The following is a 19,417-nucleotide window of genomic DNA, read 5'->3' on the forward strand; positions in this document are numbered from 1 at the left end:
AGGCGGTGGTACTGGTTTGGTGCCATAAATGTATGGCTATGAATCTGCGTGTTCCCGAAGAGCTGGACTGGCGACTGGACCTGCTGGCTGCCGAGGAAACATACCTCCAAGTCTGCGTTGCTGCTAGAGGGTGCAGAGCTTGTGCTGCAGCGCCACCGGTGCCGTCGGGACATCGGCGAGGGGCTGGATTTCCTTATGAGCCATGACGCGGAGCTCCTGACCCGCCTTGAGGATGCGTGACCGCGTACCTCGAGATTGAGGATGCGCTGCAGGTCGTTGACCCGTACGGGTTCCATATCCGTGACGTTGGGCTAGTTGCCTCGGCTTTGGCCCGGCCGGCAACAACTGTCTTGGGTGCGGAGGCCTATCCGCAGTTGCCGATGAAGGCAGCTGCCCTCTTGGATTCGGTGGGCCGGTTCCATCCTCTAATCGACGGCAACAAACGCACGGCGTGGACGCCGATGGTTGTGATGCCCTGGATCAACGGCTACCGGCACGACTTCACCACTGATGCGGCATTTGATCTCGTGGTGGGGGTGGCCGCCGGCGATGTCTCACTTGAAGTCAGTGCCGGGCTGATTGCCACGAATCTCGTCAGGCGCTAGTCGACGGTTTCGTGGGCATGCCGGTTGCGTGGTTCCTGAGCCGTCATGTGATTCTGTACCGGTCGGGTCATGAGATTGACTGACGCGCTCCTGGTGGCTCCCGGGCGGGCCGGCCGTTGCCCCAGGTCAGTGGAGCTGGAGCCGGCCGCGTCGGCGGGCGGCTTACATTCGCGCGACTTTGGCCTTCACCATCAGGTAGAGGCCGTAACAGATCAGACCGGCGCCGACGGCGGTCAGCATATAAACTCCGTAGGGCTGCTCGCGCAGGGCCTTCAATCCGCCGTCCAAGCCGGTGGACTCCTGAGGGTGGGCGTTGACTGTGGCAATGATGACCAGCAGTCCCACCAGAAACAGTGCGATGCCCTCTGCTACGTAGCCGACCACGCCCAGCCCCGTCACAACGGACCGGCCGGCGCCCGAGGACGGCAGCCGCAGATCCTTCCTGAACGATGCCTTGCATCCGAGGACCACGAAGACAATGCCGACGACAGCGACCGCGGCCCCGATGGCGATCAGCAGGAACGCACCCCCGGGTGCTTTCATGATTGAGACCGTGAAATCGCTGGTGGATTGTCCGCTGTTCTTGCTGTTTCCGCTTGCCGAGGCAGCGAACGTCAGCGCGATGACGGCGAACACTACCCCCTTGCCTGAGGCGGAAAGTTTCTTCCCCACCTTCTTCTTGGCTTCCAGCTGACCGTAGGCGAACACGGCGTTACCGGTTTGCCAGAGCGCCAGCGCCACACAGGCAGCGAATCCGGTCCACAGCAGCAGCAGTCCCGCGGGCTGGCCGGCGAGCTGGGCGACGGCCCCGCCCTGGTCCGCCTGTCCGGCTTTGCCGGAGGCCAACTGGATAGCGACGGACCCGGTCAGAACGTGCAACACGCCGCTGACGGCAAAACCTGCCCTGGCGGCGATCACGAGAGCCCGGGAGTTCGATGCTTCCTCGACCGCGTCCGCGGCGTCCTTCAGCTCTTTCTTCATTTTCCGATCCTCAGTGCCAGCGCGCGCAAATACGGTGCTGTGCAACACACTATTTTCTCACGGGAGCCCGCGCTCAAACAGGCCCGGTCTGAGCCCGCGAAGACGAACTGGCCCGCAGCCGGGTCAGGGGCCGGTGCGCATGCGATCGCGTGCGCAATTCACAACGGCGGACAAGTCGAGCCCGTAGGTCGGCCCCTCGCCGGAACCGTACTCCGCGAGTCGGGCCGCACCGCGCTCTAAAAGCCGGAGCGCGCCAACGCTGTTACCCCGGGCGGCGTGGGTGAGCCCGACGCAGATCTGGGCGAGACCTTGCCAAAGTTTGCGTTCTTCGGCTGGCCCAGCTTTCCATCGGGCCTCGAGTACCTCATGGGCGGCGAAGGGCCGGCCAGCTTCCACCAGACTCCGGGCCGATACCAAAGTCTGCGCCGGCGGCAGCGGCTCCTCCGAGACCGGCTCCACGCCAGCGCTTCCGTACGGCAGCGGCCGCCCAAGAGCGTCACGTGGCCGGGCCTGCCGCGGGCGCCTTGAAGCATCCCGATCCCTGTCACCAGTCATTGCAGTTTCCGCCCTGGGCGGCCCTGGACCTTATCAACCTTCATACGGCCAATGCTATGACCCGGCCGTTCGAACATCCGTCACCGCACTAAGATCCTCTGCGGGGGTCGGACAACCCTGAGGTGGTGGGAGCAGCAGTCCGGGACGCCGCGCAAGAACTTCGCGACTTTCTTCAAAGCGACGGAATCGACCTCGCTCTTGCTGACGTTGCCGTGCCGGGGCATCCGGAGCCCCTCCTGGTCCGGGAGTTCGGCCCCAGGATGGGTCCTTGGTACGCGGAGCTCGGACGCGGGGACGGTGCCAGCGTTTTGGATGACACCCCGTGGGTTGCCCGCGGGCATAGCCGGGAGACCACCTTCCAGCGGGACCTGACTGAGCCCGCCCAGGTGGACGACGCCGTGCGGGAGTTGACAGGGCGCGTCCTTGAGGATGTTGTGGCCGAAGGACGGCCCGTGGTGGGGCTGATCCTGAAGGTTCGGTACGCACCGTTCGTCACCAAGACCCACGCGAGGAAGATTCCCGAGACATTCGACCGGGAGGAAATCCTCGCGCGGGCCTTGGACCTCGCAGCCGGAATCGAAGCGGGCCGTCCGATCCGACTCCTGGGCCTGCGGGCCGAAATGGCAATGCCCGACGATGCCAGAAAGGGTCATACGCCTACGCGCGGCGGTTGGTGACGGCGTCGCTCCCTTCCTTACGAGCGCGGATGAGTCACTTCGCGGAAGTATCGGTCGTAGGTGTCGCGGGCGCCGGTGGTAAGGCCGGTGCCGACGTCGTACGTCGCTCCAGCGCCAGCGTTTGCCCGAGCCTGCGCCGTGGAACGGCACCGGGGATGACGGTGGTGACGGTCCCATGGCAAGGACACTGGCATTGGCCTGGTGGATGTCGGCAACTGAGGCGAGCGGGTTGTACGAGCCTGCGGGACGCGACACCGGCCCAGCTACGGTGGGTGGATACTCAGTGGTGTGCATCAATTTGTTGAGCCGCCTGTCGGCGACGTTGTCCGGTGCAGGCCAACGGACCGCCGCCGTAAGCCAGTGGCGGGCAGAGATCGTGATGTTGTGCTGGAATGTTGGTGAGTGAAGTGAAGTGTTCCGTCTGGGCCTTATTGCCAGCACTCCTGTGGTTGTGCGGGTGCAGCAGTCAAAGCGGTCCGGTTACGGGGCATTCCGGGGTTGTGACCGGGTTCGTCCTGACCGCCCCGGTCTGCCCCGTGGAAAATATTGGTCTGGAGTGTCCACCGCGCCCCGTATCAGGGGCCACGGTGGTGGCCTTGGACGGGGATGACGTCCAGGGCTCAACACAAACCGATAGCACCGGGGCCTTCCGTCTGACGCTGCCCGACGGTCGTTATGTGATCAGAGCGACCAACGTCGGCGGTTACGCTTCGACGGCTACCGAGCCTGTGGTCATCTCGGACCGGCCCGTTCACATCACGCTGGTTGTTGACAGCGGGATTCGCTAAGCCTGATCCGCGCAGGGCTGGTAGATGTCGCCGTCACTCAATGCCAGGAGCGATCACGTGCACGTTAGTTTCTGTGGCGGCGTGGTGAGCGTAGGGCCAATGCCCTGGAGGATGAGGGCAGCACCGCCGACCAGTTTGATGTCGGCATGGGTGCCGGCGGCTTGGAGACGCCGGCCGAGCTCCTGGAGGAGTGCATGGATTTGTGTGGTGGTGAGTTCGCCGCCGGTCATGCGGTGGCCAGGCTGCGTTCGCGGATGAAGACGTTCAAGGCGGCCAGTTCAGGGGGCGTTTGTGCGCGGGTGAGTTCCTTCATGGATGTACGGATGCTGCGGTAGGACTCTGCGGGCATCCACGCTGCGTCGAGGGGCTTGATGCGCCTGGTCCAGGAGGGGGAGGGCTGGCAGAGCCGGTGAGCGGTGTAGTTGGTGATGCCGGCCAGAGCTGCGGACCAGTGCGGGTCCTTGAGTCGCGGGCTGCGCTGGAGTAGCGGCCTGCCGGCTTTCAGGGATGCTGTGGCGTAGTCGGCGAGCATCTTGATGGCGAACTCGTAGTCGCGCGAGCTGATCAGTTGGGTGAAGGTCTTGGCGTAGTCGCGCCGTGCCGGGTCGTGGTCGCGGCCGCTGGGAATGGGGTCCGTGGCTTCCAGCGATAGTCCAAGGGCCGCGAAGATAGCAAGGGTTTTGCCGAGTTCGGCGCGTTCGTGGCCTGCTTCGAGATCCATAAGGAATTTCCGTGACACACCAGCGGTCTCGCCGAGAGACTGCTGCGACAGCCCGCGGTCCCGGCGCCGGGCACGGATGATTGCCCCGACTGTTGCGGGCGAGTCGATACTGGTTTCAAATGTCATGGCGTCCTCGCGGTCTCCCTCTATTATGTCACCGAACGGTGACAGGAGCATCCTTGTTGGGCAGGCCCTCGGATTCGGTCGGGGCGGTCATGTCCTGTGCCGTCGAATGTCCCATGATCAGAGAAGGAAATAGCCGGCGGATGGAAAGGGGCGGGTGGTGTGCTTGGATCCTCGATTCGTGGCCGAAAGTCATGGCCCGGCCAAATCGATACTCGCGACTAGTGTCGTGTTATTTTTCCGCGGTCAGTGCCGTGTGCCGCCGCTGCTTCCGGCGGGTTGGAGTTGTTTCCGCAAGGCAAAAAAGAGGGTGTGCACAATGTGCACACCCTGGGCTTCGGATTGGGTCGTACTGGTGGCGGACTGGGCCGGATTGCAGAGGTTATCGGGGGGAGTGGCGGAAATTCAAGGGCCGGAACCCGGTTCGAGTCCCACCTCGGGCACAGTGTTTTTGCAGGTCAGGGCATTTTGGTGCTTTTTCGCGTGCACAGTGTCCACACTCTTGCCTCTGATCTGATGTTCAGGGTGTGTGGGACCCGGATAGACCTATTTGGTTGTGTGGGGGAGCGGCTGCCTACGGCGGACCGGGTACCGTGCTGTGGGGTGTCTGCTGGGTGTTCATCCTCGTTCGTCCTTCCGTTGGGTTTTCGCGTTCACCCCTTCATGGTGGCTAAGGCCGCGCACGGCATGATTTGTTGTCTATTATTTAGGTCGGTCCAGGGTTGCGGTCTGTCCTGAATTTCGACTCCCTGATACCTGTTCATGCAGGCATGCGACGGTAACGGCATGACTTGGCAACTGATCCGGCGCTGATCACTCGGCCGCTGAGCCTGGCCAGTCGGTAGGCGGGGCCGGCCTCGAGGGCGGGCTGTAGGAGCTGGTGAGCCTTGCTGCATCTGCCTTCCCGCCAGTTAATCCGCCGCCGACGCCATCACTTTCCCGTCACCCCGGCATTCGGATTCTGGGTATCCGGCGTCGCTGTCCTCGCTGTTTTGGCGATGTGAGCTGGCCACTCTGCCCTCAATCAGATCCCGACGATCTCTGCCTCCCCGGGCGAGCAGTGCGGCGAGGACCCAGACCGGATCTATACCGATCGCCTGTGCGATCGCAGCGGTCGTTCGTGGATACGAGGGCGTATCAGATGAGGAGTCCGCCCCCCATCACCGGGCATTTTGCGGGCGGGTCATACGGGAATCGGGCGGCCATGGAAATTCGGCAAATCGTGATCCGGAAATTTTGGGTGGCGCTTTCGCCGGTGGGGGACCGGCTTACGGGCACACGCTGGCGCGAAAGAACGGCATGGGGTTCCGGGAAAGAACGGAGGAGTAGGCCAGAATGGCACCATGTCTTTTACTGCTACCGCAATAGTCGTCCTTATCGCGTCCCCTGGCGACACGGCTGACGAGCGGGCAGCGATCCAGCTCCAACTGAGTAGGTGGAATGTCAGTCGCGGCGAACGTGAAGGCGTCGTCGCCGTGCCATGGCTGTACGAGCAGCACGCGGTGCCGGTGTTGGGTGGACACCCTCAGTCAGTAATCAACGCTCAGGCCGTGGGTCGAGCGGACGTTGTGGTGGCCTTCTTCGATTCTCGGCTTGGCACAGAGACCCCGGAAGCTGTATCGGGTACCGCTGAGGAAATAAAGCGAGCACATGCTGCCGGCAAACCGGTCCACGTCTACTTCTCGACCGAGGACATTCCCAGATCTGCTGACCCAAATCAGCTGGCAAAACTCGCTCAGTTCAAGAAGGACATGGAGTCTGAGGGGCTTCTCGGGGAATACAGCAGCCCTGAGAATCTGGCTAGCCAGGTGTCGAACGCCATTGATTTCGATGTAAACACGCAGAATTGGTCCTCGACACTCAGTCGGACCGCAGGCACTGCCGGAGCTGCTCTCGAAGCCCGCCATGACTACCAAAGAGAACAGAACGGCGTCGATAACAAGGGAAAGCCGCGCTATCGGACGACCGCGAATCACTTAGTCATCCGCAATAAAGGCGAGGCAACCGTTTCTGACGTCCACGTCACTGTGGAGGAAGTTGACGGTCAGTTCTTATTCGAGGAGCCCGCAGCGTTCGACCTGACCAAAAACTCCGAGCTGCAGTTCAGCATGATTGCACTCCGTTCAGGCAATGCAAAGGTCAATATGAGCTGGACTGAGGACGGGGACTCGCGAGAAGCTGTGCAGTCCATCCGTGTAAGGTAGAGCGCCCGTTGATGGATCCTATACCGGGCGTCAGATGTGCTCGGCCGCCGCGATTAGACGTTCAAACTCATCCGCCAGTTCTGGGACCGGTCGACGGCCGTCGAGTTCGAGGGTCGCCCCGTTTCGAAGCAGCGGTTCGATGTCGAGAACGTATCGGCGGATCGCGGACTGGTCAGCCTCTGAGCTGCCGTAGGCATTGTTCGTACGAACCGAGACTCGCTCGATGAGGACTTCTACCGGCGCGCTCAGGAGAACAACAACGGAGAAGCGGTCATAGAAGCGACCTTGATTTTCGACAGACCCCGCGCTCCCACCGCTGAAAGGTACTCACTTTGTTTCTGATCCTGCACCAATACGACGAGGCAAAGGGCATCGGCACGAAGCGCATCGTCAACATCAACGACATTGACGAAGTGCGCTTTCCGTCTGGGGAAGGCAAGGAGATGCCAGAGGTCTGGATCTACTGGACCAATGGTGCCGCGAAGAGCACCTTTGCGCTGGCGCAGTTCGTCGGAGAGGGGAAATTTCACAGGAAAGCGACGGAGCAGGAGTTCATTGACGCCGTGGCCAAGGCTGCCGCACATCCCGGCGTTCACCTTTTCCCGGGAAGCGATTGAGTATCTACTCAAATGAGTAGACACTCAATAGCACTGCCTTTCGGCGGGGCCATTTTGCTGAGTGCTATGGCTTAGGGGAGCGGGCAAGGAGATGCCGGTAAAGCGTTGCGCGGGAAGGCCCGTTTTGGAGGCTATGTCCGTGTTAACGCCAACCGAAAATAGGGCCAGGAACGCCAACTGAAAATAGGGCCACCGACCATTATGGAAGGTGATCAATTTGGATGATTGGGCGGAGATACGCCACCTGTTTTCGACGGGCAAGCACTCGAAGCGTGAGATCGGCAGGATCGTGGGGGTTTCCCGCGGAACGGTGGATCGGGCTTTGGAGTCGGACCGGGCGCCGAAGTATCAGCGGGCGGCCGGGGTGTCGAGTTTTGATGCGTTTGCTCCCAGGGTGCGTGAGTTGTTGGTGAAGACGCCGACGATGCCGGCAGCGACGCTGGCGGAGCGGGTGGGTTGGTCTGGTTCCGCGTCGTTGTTCCGGGCGAAGGTCGCCGCGATCCGGCCTGAATACGCCCCGCCTGACCCGGCCGACCGTCTGGTCCACGAGCCGGGGTTCCAGGTGCAGTGCGATCTCTGGTTCCCGCACGAGCCGCTGCCCGTCGGTGCGGGCCAGAACGACACGCCACCGGTGCTGGTGATGACCTCGGCGTTCTCGGGATTCATCCAGGCACGGATGCTGCCGTCGCGGACGACGCCGGATCTTCTGGGCGGGATGTGGACTCTGCTGCAGGACGCTCAGGCGGTTCCGTCGCGGCTGTTGTGGGACAACGAGTCCGGCATCGGCCGGCGCAAACCGACGGAGCCGGTGGCGGCGTTCGCCGGGTCCCTAGGACTGGAGATTAAGCTGCTTCCGCCGCGAGATCCGGAGTCCAAGGGCATGGTCGAACGGATGAACAGGTTCTTCCGTCAACGGTTCATGCCGGGCCGGGACTTCCGCTCACCAGCGGATTTCAACGGCCAGCTGGAGGACTGGCTGCCCAAGGCCAATCACCGGTACTCGCGGTCCCGCCACGGCCGCCCTGACGAGCTGATCGTCCTGGACCGGGAGAGGATGCGGGAACTGCCGCCGGTGACCCCGGAGGCGGTGTTCCGCAACGCGGTGCGGCTCCCGCGGGATTACTACGTGCGGGTGTTCTCCAACGACTATTCCGTGGACCCTTCGTTCATTGGGAGGATCGTGGATGTCACTGCTGATCTGGACACTGTCTGGGTCACTCATGAGGGTGTCATCATCGCCACCCATGTCCGGGCATGGGCCCGGCACCTGGTCCTGACCGATCCGGCCCATGTGGCCCGCGCGGCGGTCATGCGCCGGGACTTCCGGACCCAGCGGGTGCACCGCCCCGAACCCGAGGAAGCGGTGGAGGTGCGGGATCTGGCCGCCTACGACGAGATCTTCGGCATCGACCTCGGCCAGCAGCCGAACCTGGTCCTGGAGGTGGCGTCATGAGCGGGACACCGTCACAGATCGAGTACTACGCCCGGGCCCTGCGTGCACCGCGGATCAGCGATGGGTTCCGCCGGCTCGGGGACCAGGCCCGGGACGCCGGCTGGTCCCATGAGGAGTACCTGGCCGCGGTCCTCTCCCGGGAAGTCTCCGAACGCGAAGCCTCCGGCGCGGCAACACGGATCAAGGCCGCACGGTTCCCGGCCCACAAGGACCTGGAGGAGTTCAACTTCGACCATCAGCCCTCCGCGGACCGGAACCTCATCGCGCACCTGGGCACCGGGGTGTTCCTCTCCGAGGCCAAAAACGTGGTCCTCCTCGGGCCGCCCGGCACCGGCAAAACGCACCTCGCGGTCGGCATCGGCATCAAGGCAGCCAAGGCCGGGCAGCGGGTCCTCTTCGACTCCGCCACGGGCTGGGTCGCCCGACTGCAGGAGGCCCACTCCCGAGGGAAACTCGCCCAGGAACTGGTCAAACTCCGCCGCTACGGGCTCCTCATAATTGACGAAGTAGGCTACATCCCGTTCGATCAGGACGCCGCGAACCTGTTCTTCCAGCTCGTCTCGAGCCGCTACGAACACGCGTCCATGATTCTGACGTCTAACCTCCCGTTCGCCCGCTGGGGCGACGTCTTCGGAGACCTGACCATCGCCTCGGCCATGATCGACCGGATCGTCCACCACGCCGACGTCATCAGCCTCAAAGGCAACAGCTACCGCCTCAAAAAACACCAACCTGCCGCCAGTACGGCACAATAGAACAACAACCCGTGGCCCCGTTCTCAATTGGCACTATTGGCCCTATTTTCGGTTGGCGTTAACAGTCCGCCATGGAGGTGCCTTTGTCCCCCAAGAGTGTTGCATGTTCGAGCTTGTCTGGATCGCCCACGGACGGCCGACCGGCGCCGCGCCCGTGCACCGTGGCCCCCGCGCTGGCATGGGAGGGCATGGGCCGAGCGTTCGGCCGCGTAGATACGTTCCATCTGACCGAAGAGAGCCAGCACAACAAGCGCCAGCTGGTTCATCGGATCATCCTTGGCTGTGGTGTCGATCCTGAACGGATCCGCCAGTGTTCGCAGCCCTATGTTCCGTCGGCCAGCTCGTGGACAAGGTTGAGCGTGTCCCGGACAGTCCGACCCAGGCAGTCAAGAGTATGGACTACCAGCACGTCCCCAGGGCGGGCGTAGCCCAAGGCCGCCGTAAGCCCAGGACGGGCGCGTGTGGCTCCCGACTTCTTGTCCACTTGTATCTCTCTGGGTGGGATCAATGCCGGCAGCGCCCAGGGCGTCCAGCTGGCGGTTTAGATCCTGCCAGGCCGGCACTGGCGAGGCCCAAGACCACGTTCAGGCTGCTCAACCGGTCGGGTTACCAAGGTCCGGTCCAATGCTGAAGCCATCTGGTCAAGAACGGGATGGCCGGGGTTCCGGACCCGGGGTACTTCTCCTCTGACCGGCTGATCGCCCAGGCAGCGTTGACCAGCCCGATGTGGCTGAACGCCTGCGGGAAGTTCCCCAACAACTCACCGCTGCCGGCGGCCACCTCTTCAGAAAGCAGGCCCAGCTCTGTGGCGAAGCCTGCAGCGCCTTCAAAAACTTCCCGGGCGCGCTCAACGGAGCCGGCGAGGGCAAGTGCATGGGCGAGCCAGAACGTACACAGCAGGAACGTCCCTTCAGCCCCGGGCAGCCCGTCTTCACCACCGTACCGGTACACCAGGCCCCTTGTGTCCGTGAGGTGCCGCTGGATCGCGTCAATTGTTGCCAGCATCCGTGGGTCATCCCCCGGCAGGAAGCCGACAATTGAGAGCATCAGTGCTGAAGCATCCAGCTCATCGGAGCCCAACGCCTGGGTGTAGGAGTTGGCAGTATCACTCCAGCCCTGGGCCTTTATAGCAGCGGCGATCTGCTCTCGTACGTCCCGCCAATAAGGAACCCTGTCGGTGGCATCCAGGAGGTCGGCAATGCTGACGGCGCGGTCCACGGCCACCCAGCACATGAGCTTTGAGTACAGGTAGTGGCGGGGCTCGCCGCGGACTTCCCAGATCCCCTGGTCCGGGGACTGCCATCGTGCGGCTGCTGCATCGGCGGCGTCCGCAAGGAATTTGCGGGTGTCCGGGTCCATGTCTGCGAGGTATTCCGGCAAGATTGCTGCAGCGTCCAGGAGTTCCCTGTACACGTCGAGCTGGCGTTGCCGCCATGCTGCGTTCCCTATTCGGACGGGCGTGCTTGAACGCCAACCCGGCAGGTGGGGCAGTTCACGTTCTGACAGGTCACGTTCACCACCGACCCCGTACATGATCCCGAGCTCTTCACCCTCGCCCAGTTGGCCGGAGCCAGCCGTCGCCAGAAAGCGGAAGAACCTTCCGGCTTCGACCGGGCAGGCGGCAACCCAGAGTGCCTGCAGCGTCATGCTTGCATCCCGGACCCATGTATAGCGGTAGTCCCAGTTGCGCTGGCCTCCGATGACCTCCGGCAGGGACGTGGTGGGGGCGGCCACGATCGCTCCAGTGGGGTGGAAGGTCAGCGCCCGCAACACCCTCCCGCTCAGGGAGACCAGTTCCTGCCACGGGCCCGTGTAGTTCTGGTGCATCCCCGACCAGCTCGTCCAGCCCTCAATGGTGTCGGCAAGCCGCCGGGAAATTTCCTCCTGTGCCCAGAAGACGGGCGCATCCTCCCAGCTGTTCGCGTGTTCAAGGGCGAATCCAAAAGCATCACCCTCTCGCACAACAACGCGGGCCCGGGCGACATCACTTTCGATCGTAAACGGAACAGGAGCAGACAATGACAGGACCGCGGCGCCTCCTCTAATCAACAGCCCACCTGATCCCCCGTGGACCAAAGGCCGTATCAACCCGTATTCCGGTCGCGCCACAAAGACGACGTCAAGCTGAACCGTTCCTCGTATGCAGGAAACTTGCCGCAACAGCGCCCCCGGTGATCCGGCACCGAGGTCATGGCCCCTGTTCCCGTTTCCAAGAGCCAGGGCGTCGGTCAGGGTGACCTCACCCTCGTCGGTGCGGAAAAAGGTCTCAAGAACCATGCTGGGACCGACATATCGCCGGGTGGACGTGAAGTCAGCAACAGGACGGATTGACCAGAACCCTGCGTCGTCACCCAGGAGACGTCCAAAAACCGAGGGACTATCGAACCGGGGCAGGCACAACCAGTCCACAGACCCTGCAGCACTCACCAACGCCGCAGACCGGCAGTCAGAGAGCAATCCGTAGTCTGCGATGGGGCTACTGCTCATTGACACAGCCTGACTGACTCGGTCCGCTTCAGCAAGGGGGGCTGGCAATGTCAACCCGATTTCAGCCCACCTGGCCCGGGAAACCGCAGCTTGAACAGGGACCACATTCCATTCCTCTAAGGAGAGTAGGCGCGGCTGTTGGTTCAGAATGGCGGCCTTTCACAGAGACCTAGGCGTGCAGCAACACGATTCCTGTCGGGTCAGGATTGGTCTGCCGGAAAGAACGGGCGTTCCCGGGGCGCGTCCTGGGCCTCAGTTGCCTTCAGCCGGATGAAGTCGCGGTCCTCTTGGGAAAGCACGGTCTCGCCGTGCCGGTTACCTTCGTCGGTTCCGGTTTTATTGCAGATGGTTGCTGTGACCGTGCGGGGCAGAATCAGGCATCCCGGATTGTCGGTGAGCCACTTCTGAGTGGCGGGATCGAGATGGTCCCACTGATCCCTGATGTTCATTTTCAACCGGTGTCCTTCCTTTGGGAACTCATGTCCATAGACCCCGGCAGGGGATCCCGGTATGAGAGTGTGCTCAGAGTACGCCGGTCCGTCGGTGAAGGACAGGGGCATATCGACGCTAGGAGAGCTTCTCGATTTCAACGAACATAATCCAGGCGGTGCCGCGGTACCAATCGTGTGCGCGGTACCTGCCGGGCGGACGTAGCTTTGGCCGATACTCAGCTCGACGGCCGTCTCGGCCCCGTCCGGGGCCGCCGCCCACAGGGTGCCTTCCGTGAGGGGGACGACCACGTACTCGTGTTCATGCACGTGTGCCGGGATCGTATCGCCCGGTTCCAGTTCCCAGCGTGTTACCCCGGAAGATGCCATTCTCGATCTGTGTTTCGCTGATGACCATGGTGCTCCTGTGTCGGCTACGTTCGTTGTGCTGCTCGGCCGGGCCTATCCACCCCCAACCGGGGGATGCCCTGCTCGGGTCAGGCGGCCCTGCGCCGGCCGCCTTTCCTGCCTCGTGCGGTGGATCGTAAACCGCAGTGTATGCGGCTGCCGGAACCATGCTGAGCCCCACCACCATGAGCTGCAAGCCGATAACCATGATGCAGGCAGCGGCGATGGTCCAGGGTCTGTTCGCTCTGGCCGTAGCGGGTTTCAGGTCCCGGTGTCGCTGGAGGCTCGGCAGGAGCTGAGTATTCCATCCTCATAGCCCCGAGTGCACACCCGGGTCCATGGCGCCTTGTGTGATCGTCGGCCGGTCTGTACTGCTCGGGGTCCATGCGTCTGCCCCCTCGGGCTTAGTGTCCCGCGGCCACCCGAGGCACCCGTCAACTTCGGGAGCGGCAGCTGGTCCGCAATGGTCCCGTAGAGGGTTCCCCAAGCGGGACAGCGGATCCCGGAACGGGCACCGATCCGTGTCGGGTCAGTCCTGGGAGAGAAAAGTTACCCGGCGGAACTCGGGTTTCTTCTGAACGACCGGTGCTTAGTTGATGGTGCTGGCGCCGGATTGAAGGGGTACCCCGTTGGCGCCGTAGGTGAGTCCGGCAGGTTGCGGGGCGATGTGAAGCCGCGTGGAGAACGCGGCGATGAGGGCGAAGAGGAAGGCTGCTGCCGCGATGGCCAGCGCCATCGCGGCGACGGTTCCGTAGCCGCTGACCCGTGGGTCGAGGAACGGGTAGGGGTACCAGTCGACGATGGGACCGCGGATCAGGCTGTAGACCAGGTAAAGGAGCGGGAACCCGAGCCAGATCAGCGAGGTGCGGACAGGGACCCTGGTTTTGGGCAGGTCAACAAGCCAGTCGATCACCATGATCGTCGGGATGGTGTAGTGCAGCGCGACGTTGATCCAGGGGATTGGAGTGTTGACGTCGATGTTGCTCAGCAGAAGGTTGTAAACGATCCCGGTGATGGTCATGTAGATGGTCGCAGCTCCGCGAAGGAGTTCGAGCCAACGGGGGCTTTCGCCTTTCCATGCGTACCGGCCGGCGATCGCCAGGGTGATGAAGGCAATGATGTTTGATTCGATGGTGAAATAGCTGAAGAAATTCCCCGCGGAGGCGCCGGGAACGTTCTGGAGCAGATGTGTCAGCTGGAAAAGTATGGCCAGGAATCCGAGCAGGGCAAACCAGAACCTGAAGAGCGCCAGCCCTCGATTGGGTGTCATATAGGGATCCTATGTGGCCAGGGATGTCGGGGCCGTGAGGTTGGCATTGTCGACGCCGGGTCTGCGTGCGACCCGGGGCCGGTGCTTCTCGCAGGGCGGGCTGACTCCATGGAGGTGCTGTTCCCTGGGCGCCCGTTCAGGGATCGGCTAGCGCGCACCAATTACGGTTCTCTCGTCCCGCACCGACGGGTGTTGTTCTACCGGTATCTTTTGAGGAACCGCACATCTCGCCCGAACCGGGCCGCATGGCATGGGATGATCTTGCAATGAGCGAACTTGAGGTCAAGCGCTTGGTCCGCGGGGACGCGGCTGCGGCATGCGTCATGTTTGAGATGATGGCGCGTGTCTTCGGAGAAGACAGCGAGCCGCTCAGCGAGGACTACCTCGAAGATCTTCTTGGTCCAGAGGGTTTCTGGGCCCTGGCGGCTTTCATTGGCCCGGATATTGTTGCCGGCCTAACTGCTCACACGTTGCCGATGACACGTTCACCAACGTCGGAGGTGTTCATCTACGATCTTGCCGTGCGGCAGGACCATCGGAGACAGGGCGTCGCAAGCCGACTGGTGCTCGAACTGCGCGCCACCGCCGCGCTGGAGGGCATCCACGAGATATTCGTCCCGGCCGACAACGAGGACGTGCACGCCTTGGATTTCTATCGGGCGCTGGGAGCTACCGCTTCGCCGGTCACGTTCTTCACCTTCAAGTCGGGCAATGACGCATGGACGGTGCTGCCGCGGGTAGTCTGGAAGGATGAGCTCCGCAATCCCAATAACGCTCACCTTCGATGGACGCTTCGCCCGCGAACTCGGGGAGCTGGCGGTTCCGTGGCAGGCGGACGAAGCACCTGATCCGCAGCTGCTGGTCCTGAACGAGCCGTTGGCCAGCGAGCTGGGCCTGGACCCGTCCGCGCTGCGGTCGGATGAGGGGACGCTGCTGCTGATCGGCAACCGGGTCCCTGACGGTGCCACGCCGGTGGCCCAGGCCTACGCGGGGCACCAGTTCGGCGGCTACTCACCGCAGCTCGGCGACGGGCGTGCCCTCCTGCTGGGCGAGGTCACGGACATCCACGGGCAGCTCAGGGACATCCACCTCAAGGGTTCCGGCCGGACACCGTTCGCCCGCGCGGGTGACGGACTCGCCGTCGTCGGTCCCATGCTGCGCGAGTACGTCGTCAGCGAAGCCATGCACGCCATGGGCATCCCCACCACGAGGTCCCTCGCCGTAGTGGCCACGGGCCGGCCCGTCCGCCGCGAAAGCATACTGCCCGGTGCTGTACTTACCCGGGTGGCGAGCAGCCACCTGCGCGTCGGCAGCTTCCAGTTCGCCCGCGTCAACGGCGACACGGACCTCCTCCGCCGCCTGGCCGATCATGCCATCAGCCGGCATTACCCGGACGCCGCGCTCGCCGACAAGCCCTATCTCGCGTTCTTTGACGCCGTCATAGCCGCGCAGGCATCCCTGGTGGCGCAATGGATGCTGGTGGGCTTCGTCCACGGCGTGATGAACACCGACAACATGACCATCTCCGGCGAGACCATCGACTACGGTCCGTGTGCATTTATGGACAGCTTCAATCCCGGCGCGGTCTACAGCTCCATCGACGCGGACGGACGCTACGCCTACGGCAACCAGCCGATCATTGCCGAATGGAACCTCACCCGGCTCGCCGAAGCACTCCTGCCCCTGCTCCACGAAGACCAGGACCAGGCCGTGGCGCTCGCAGTGGAGTCCCTCGGCGCCTTCCGCACGCTGTACAGCGCGGCCTGGTCAGCCGGCATGAAATCCAAGCTTGGGCTGCGCGCGGACACTCCCGACGACGTCGCGTCGCCGCTGGTGGACGGCGTGCTGGCGCTGCTTCAGGAAGCCGAAGTGGACTACACCTCCTTCTTCCGGAGCCTCGTCTCGGCAGCCCGCGGCACCCCGGAAACTGCCCGGGCCATGTTTGCGGAGCCCGAAGCCTGCGACGCCCGGGCGGCTCGGTGGCTGGCGCTGGCGCCGGACGCGGACCTGATGGAACAGGTCAATCCCGTCTACATCCCCAGGAACCACCTGGTTGAAGAAGCTCTTGACGCTGCTATTGCAGGCGACCTGGACCCCTTCAGCCGCCTGATGGCCGTCGTGGCTGAACCGTACACGCAGCGCCCCGGGCTGGAACGCTACGCCGGCCCCGCCCCTGAAGACTTCGGGAACTACCGGACCTTCTGCGGAACCTGAGCCAACAAGGGCGGCCGGATTGGCGCGCCCTGCAGGCTGTCGCCCCGGTAACGATGTGGCAGGTCAGGCCCCGCAAGCCCGATATGCCCGGTAAGCTCACCAACTATGTCCCGGATTGTTCAAAGAATGCGGCTGCCCGCCCTCGCGGGCATGCTGGCGGTCACCCTGGTGGGGTCGGCTGCGCTGCTTCCGTCACATGCCGCAGACGACGCGCCGCCGGGCGGCTATCCCTCATGGCAGGACGTGCAGAACGCCAAGCAAAGCGAGGCCGGCAAGGCGGCAGAAGTCACGAGAATCAACACGCTGCTGGGCGGGCTCCAGACCGAAGCCGAGGCACTGGGCAATGCGGCCGTAACGTCCGCCGCGGAATCCGCGTTGGCCGAAGCGGCGCTTCAGGCCTCGACCTCCACCGTGGACGCCCTGGCCGCCCAGACCGCACGCGCCACGGCCGAACTGGGACAGTACAAAAAGGAAATCGGTGCCCTGGCGGCCCAGTCGTACAAGACCGGTGGCACCAACATGGGTTTCTTTGTTGCCCTCGACGCCGTGCAGAACAACAGCATCCAAGGCCTGAACATCGTCCAGATCGTCAGTGATAAGACAGCCGTCCTGGTGTACAAATCCGCAGCCGCAGAACGCATTTCCCGCGCCCTGGCCGATCAGGAGCAGGCAGCCAGGGCCGAACGCGAGCGCCTGTCCGGGGAGGCCAGAACCAAGCTCGACGCCGCCCAGTCGGCACAGCAGGCCATGTCCCGGCAGATCGCGGAGCAGCAGGTACACGGCCAGGAGCTGACCGCGCAGCTGGCCTCCCTCAAGGGCACTACTGCTGCGGTGGAGGATGAGTTCCGGCAGGGCCGGGCGGCCCTGGCCGCATACGAAACCGCGCAGGCCGCCAAACGGGCCGCGGCGCAGGAGCAGGCACGCCAGCAGGCGGAGGCGGCAGCCAAGGCGGCGGCCCTCGCCGCTGCGCAAAAACCGGCTCCGGCCCCGCCTGCTGTACCGGGAGTCCCCGCCCCTGCTCCGGTCCCGAGCCCGACGCCGGTGCCGCCGCCCGTCGTCGTTGTACCTTCCGTGCCGGGAGGCGCCATGAACGACCCCGCGGGCGCAAAAAACTACGCGGCCGGGCAGTTGGCTGCCCACGGCTGGGGCCAGGACCAGTTCCAGTGCCTGGCGTCACTGTGGACCAAGGAGTCCAACTGGCTGACCACCGCCACCAACCCCTCCTCGGGCGCATACGGCATCGCCCAGGCGCTGCCGGCCAGTAAGTACGGGACGGCAGGCAGCGACTGGCTCACCAGTTACCGGACCCAGGTCAATTGGGGACTGTCCTATATCGCGGACCGCTACGGGTCACCTTGCGGCGCGTGGAACCATTCCGTGGCCAAGAACTGGTACTGACCTGGTCCGGGTCGGCAGCCGGGTCACGTTTCCGGGGCTTTGGCGTATTCCGCGGCGCTGAGGAATTCGATGCCGACGAAGGTTTCATCGCCGTCCACCCAGGCGTCATGCCCTGGCGGAATGGTATAGGAGTCACCGGCGCTGATGGTGATCCGGTTGCCATCGGTGGTCTCGACGTGGAGGGAGCCGGAAACGCAGAAACCCACGTGGTTGTTTTGGCACGACTCGGTCTGGACCACTGGCTTGATGCAGTCCGACCAGCGCCAGCCGGGACTGAACGTCATCCGGCCGATCGTGTAGTCACCCACTTTGACGATGTCGACTTCAGTCTTGTCCGGGCGGCGCTTCTCATCCGGTGTGTTATGGGATTTGACTTCAAGCTCGGTAACGATGTTTGTAGGCATGACACGCAGACTTTCTCTTTTGATTCTGTGTCCATCAGCCGTCTGTCCCTGGCTGACAGACGGCATCTGAGGCGCTTACGATTGCCAGCTTCCTCCAACCCGCCGCACTTGTCGAGACCCAAACCACTAGGCTTTTCCCATGCCCGATTTTGACCGTTTCCGGGTCCTGCTGGAGGAAGAGCGCGCCCGGAAACTTGCACTCCTCCCCGCCCTCCGTGCGGACATCTCCTCGGCCAACGCCGCCCGCCAGGATTCCAACGTGGACGACGAACACGACCCCGAGGGTTCCACCATTGCGTTCGAGCTGTCGCAGGCATCGGCGCTGCTGCGGCAGAGCAGCTCTGGCCTTGACCAGGTGGAGGCGGCGCTGGCGCGGATTGCGGCCGGCACCTACGGGACGTGCGCCGTGTGCGGGGATCCCATCGCGGAAAGACGGCTCGAAGCCCGCCCGTCGACGCCGTTCTGCATAGTCCACGCTGCGACCGGCCGGCATGGACGGTAGCGGTGCCGTGAACGAGCGCGTCCCGGAGGCTGCCGGCTTCATCGACGCCACCCTGCAGAACGAGGGCGCCTGGTACCGGGCTGAGGACGTGGAGTCCCGGGTGGGTGGGGCGCTGGGGTCCTATGGATCGTCGGTGGGAGCCGTCCGCGGCACTGTCCGCGACGCCGGCACGAAGTTTAAGGACCTTGGCCATGACGACGTGACCGCTTTAGCGTCGCTCCTCTGGGGCCGGCCCGGTCCAGGCAGGCTTCCAATCTATGAGCGGCGGCTCGCCGCCGTTGTGTTGCTGCAGTCCCGGGTTTCCCTCCTCCGCCACTCTGACCTGACCCGGCTGGAGGGCTTCATCCGAACCGCGCAGACCGGTGAACTGGTGGACGCCCTGATTGCCGACGTTGTGGGTCCGTTGCTGCAGGGTCTGGGCGGAAACGACCGACAGCGCGCCGACGTCGTCATCACCCGCTGGCACCAGGACCCGGACGACGCACTCCGCCGCGCAGCCCGGCTCATCGCGTCCCAGGGAACTGACCTGCCGTCCATTTCCGGGAAGCGCAACCGGGCACAGGACTGACCCCTGTTCCCTGATCCCCGTCAGCCGTACTCTGGGCCTTGGAGGTGATTGCCATGGAGGCAGCGCAGGGTGACAGGATCATCGTCAGGGGGAGGACCGTCGGATCGTCGGACCGGCACGGGGTAATCGTTGAAGTCCGCGGTCAGGAAGGTCATCCGCCCTATCTGGTCCGCTTCGACGACGGACACGAAACGGTTATGTACCCCGGCGGTGATTTCGCCGTCGAACGCGGCCACGGGGGACAAACAGGCTGACGCGC

The 19,417-nt window shown here is 63.8% G+C and carries 21 protein-coding genes and 1 pseudogene; 13 read left to right on the forward strand and 9 right to left on the reverse strand.

Annotation, left to right across the window (positions count from 1 at the left end):
• Positions 1 to 236 precede the first annotated feature (236 nt).
• On the forward strand, positions 237 to 605 hold the full coding sequence (locus ACQCSV_RS09575; RefSeq protein ID WP_354154954.1) for a Fic family protein: 369 nt from the start codon (positions 237 to 239) through the stop codon (positions 603 to 605).
• Positions 606 to 767: 162 nt separating this feature from the next.
• Here the strand turns inward: ACQCSV_RS09575 and ACQCSV_RS09580 are convergent, their stop codons facing one another.
• Entirely contained in the window at positions 768 to 1,586 is an 819-nt protein-coding gene (locus ACQCSV_RS09580; protein WP_354154955.1) for a DUF1206 domain-containing protein, read from the reverse strand.
• A 123-nt stretch (positions 1,587 to 1,709) separates the two neighbouring features.
• The gene (locus tag ACQCSV_RS09585) at positions 1,710 to 2,141 is read right to left on the reverse strand and encodes a DUF309 domain-containing protein (RefSeq protein WP_354154956.1); all 432 of its coding nucleotides are present in this window, start codon (positions 2,139 to 2,141) and stop codon (positions 1,710 to 1,712) included.
• Between the two features lie 236 nt (positions 2,142 to 2,377).
• Between ACQCSV_RS09585 and ACQCSV_RS09590 the strand changes: the two are divergent.
• Together ACQCSV_RS09590 and ACQCSV_RS09595 are read left to right on the forward strand one after the other, a co-directional pair.
• Positions 2,378 to 2,818, forward strand: a pseudogene (locus tag ACQCSV_RS09590) (DNA polymerase IV); the annotation flags it as partial.
• A gap of 392 nt (positions 2,819 to 3,210) precedes the next feature.
• Complete coding sequence (locus tag ACQCSV_RS09595) at positions 3,211 to 3,606, forward strand: carboxypeptidase-like regulatory domain-containing protein (RefSeq protein ID WP_354154957.1); 396 nt, start codon at positions 3,211 to 3,213, stop codon at positions 3,604 to 3,606.
• A 53-nt stretch (positions 3,607 to 3,659) separates the two neighbouring features.
• Here the strand turns inward: ACQCSV_RS09595 and ACQCSV_RS09600 are convergent, their stop codons facing one another.
• Both ACQCSV_RS09600 and ACQCSV_RS09605 read right to left on the reverse strand, forming a co-directional pair.
• Entirely contained in the window at positions 3,660 to 3,836 is a 177-nt protein-coding gene (locus ACQCSV_RS09600) for a hypothetical protein (RefSeq protein WP_354154958.1), read from the reverse strand.
• Positions 3,833 to 4,453, reverse strand: a complete 621-nt coding sequence (locus tag ACQCSV_RS09605) for a transcriptional regulator (protein ID WP_354154959.1) — start codon at positions 4,451 to 4,453, stop codon at positions 3,833 to 3,835. Before ACQCSV_RS09605 ends, ACQCSV_RS09600 begins: the two co-directional genes overlap by 4 nt.
• A gap of 1,340 nt (positions 4,454 to 5,793) precedes the next feature.
• On the opposite strand from ACQCSV_RS09605, the gene ACQCSV_RS09610 reads away from it, so the two are divergent.
• The 4 genes from ACQCSV_RS09610 to istB all read left to right on the forward strand — a co-directional run bounded on the left by ACQCSV_RS09610 (position 5,794) and on the right by istB (position 9,479).
• Positions 5,794 to 6,654 carry a DUF4062 domain-containing protein gene (locus ACQCSV_RS09610; RefSeq protein WP_354154960.1) on the forward strand — a complete coding sequence of 287 codons (861 nt, stop codon included), beginning with the start codon at positions 5,794 to 5,796 and terminating at the stop codon, positions 6,652 to 6,654.
• A 332-nt stretch (positions 6,655 to 6,986) separates the two neighbouring features.
• Entirely contained in the window at positions 6,987 to 7,271 is a 285-nt protein-coding gene (locus ACQCSV_RS09615; protein ID WP_354154961.1) for a hypothetical protein, read from the forward strand.
• A 208-nt stretch (positions 7,272 to 7,479) separates the two neighbouring features.
• A complete protein-coding gene (gene istA / locus ACQCSV_RS09620; RefSeq protein ID WP_426938360.1) occupies positions 7,480 to 8,724 on the forward strand; it encodes an IS21 family transposase in 1,245 nt (414 codons plus the stop codon).
• Complete coding sequence (gene istB, locus ACQCSV_RS09625; RefSeq protein WP_354223765.1) at positions 8,721 to 9,479, forward strand: IS21-like element helper ATPase IstB; 759 nt, start codon at positions 8,721 to 8,723, stop codon at positions 9,477 to 9,479. The genes istA and istB overlap by 4 nt, the downstream gene beginning before the upstream one ends.
• A 322-nt stretch (positions 9,480 to 9,801) precedes the next feature.
• Here the strand turns inward: istB and ACQCSV_RS09630 are convergent, their stop codons facing one another.
• The 4 genes from ACQCSV_RS09630 to ACQCSV_RS09645 all read right to left on the reverse strand — a co-directional run bounded on the left by ACQCSV_RS09630 (position 9,802) and on the right by ACQCSV_RS09645 (position 14,072).
• Positions 9,802 to 9,963: a recombinase family protein gene (locus ACQCSV_RS09630; RefSeq protein ID WP_354154962.1), complete on the reverse strand. Its 162-nt coding sequence runs from the start codon at positions 9,961 to 9,963 to the stop codon at positions 9,802 to 9,804.
• A gap of 122 nt (positions 9,964 to 10,085) precedes the next feature.
• The gene (locus ACQCSV_RS09635; protein WP_426938361.1) at positions 10,086 to 11,966 is read right to left on the reverse strand and encodes a glycoside hydrolase family 15 protein; all 1,881 of its coding nucleotides are present in this window, start codon (positions 11,964 to 11,966) and stop codon (positions 10,086 to 10,088) included.
• A gap of 200 nt (positions 11,967 to 12,166) precedes the next feature.
• The gene (locus tag ACQCSV_RS09640; RefSeq protein ID WP_354154964.1) at positions 12,167 to 12,415 is read right to left on the reverse strand and encodes a hypothetical protein; all 249 of its coding nucleotides are present in this window, start codon (positions 12,413 to 12,415) and stop codon (positions 12,167 to 12,169) included.
• A 976-nt stretch (positions 12,416 to 13,391) separates the two neighbouring features.
• Complete coding sequence (locus ACQCSV_RS09645) at positions 13,392 to 14,072, reverse strand: Pr6Pr family membrane protein (protein ID WP_354154965.1); 681 nt, start codon at positions 14,070 to 14,072, stop codon at positions 13,392 to 13,394.
• A 266-nt stretch (positions 14,073 to 14,338) separates the two neighbouring features.
• Between ACQCSV_RS09645 and ACQCSV_RS09650 the strand changes: the two genes are divergently transcribed.
• From ACQCSV_RS09650 to ACQCSV_RS09660, 3 genes are all read left to right on the forward strand, one after another.
• On the forward strand, positions 14,339 to 14,920 hold the full coding sequence (locus tag ACQCSV_RS09650; protein ID WP_354154966.1) for a GNAT family N-acetyltransferase: 582 nt from the start codon (positions 14,339 to 14,341) through the stop codon (positions 14,918 to 14,920).
• Complete coding sequence (locus ACQCSV_RS09655) at positions 14,823 to 16,286, forward strand: protein adenylyltransferase SelO (protein ID WP_354154967.1); 1,464 nt, start codon at positions 14,823 to 14,825, stop codon at positions 16,284 to 16,286. Before ACQCSV_RS09650 ends, ACQCSV_RS09655 begins: the two co-directional genes overlap by 98 nt.
• A gap of 126 nt (positions 16,287 to 16,412) precedes the next feature.
• On the forward strand, positions 16,413 to 17,684 hold the full coding sequence (locus ACQCSV_RS09660; RefSeq protein WP_426938362.1) for a lytic transglycosylase domain-containing protein: 1,272 nt from the start codon (positions 16,413 to 16,415) through the stop codon (positions 17,682 to 17,684).
• Positions 17,685 to 17,707: 23 nt separating this feature from the next.
• On the opposite strand, the gene ACQCSV_RS09665 is transcribed toward ACQCSV_RS09660, so the two are convergent.
• Entirely contained in the window at positions 17,708 to 18,088 is a 381-nt protein-coding gene (locus ACQCSV_RS09665; RefSeq protein ID WP_354154969.1) for a cupin domain-containing protein, read from the reverse strand.
• Positions 18,089 to 18,227: 139 nt separating this feature from the next.
• Here ACQCSV_RS09665 and ACQCSV_RS09670 point away from each other — a divergent pair, with 139 nt between their 5' ends.
• From ACQCSV_RS09670 to ACQCSV_RS09680, 3 genes are read left to right on the forward strand one after another with little or no spacing between them, the layout of a single operon-like run.
• Positions 18,228 to 18,590 carry a TraR/DksA C4-type zinc finger protein gene (locus ACQCSV_RS09670; protein ID WP_354154970.1) on the forward strand — a complete coding sequence of 121 codons (363 nt, stop codon included), beginning with the start codon at positions 18,228 to 18,230 and terminating at the stop codon, positions 18,588 to 18,590.
• Positions 18,580 to 19,158, forward strand: coding sequence for a DNA alkylation repair protein (locus ACQCSV_RS09675; RefSeq protein WP_354154971.1), 579 nt, complete (start codon positions 18,580 to 18,582; stop codon positions 19,156 to 19,158). The genes ACQCSV_RS09670 and ACQCSV_RS09675 overlap by 11 nt, the downstream gene beginning before the upstream one ends.
• A gap of 53 nt (positions 19,159 to 19,211) precedes the next feature.
• On the forward strand, positions 19,212 to 19,412 hold the full coding sequence (locus ACQCSV_RS09680) for a DUF1918 domain-containing protein (protein WP_193342549.1): 201 nt from the start codon (positions 19,212 to 19,214) through the stop codon (positions 19,410 to 19,412).
• The last annotated feature ends 5 nt before the right edge of the window (positions 19,413 to 19,417 follow it).

This window comes from Pseudarthrobacter sp. S3, from assembly GCF_050156905.1.
Lineage (GTDB): Bacteria > Actinomycetota > Actinomycetes > Actinomycetales > Micrococcaceae > Arthrobacter.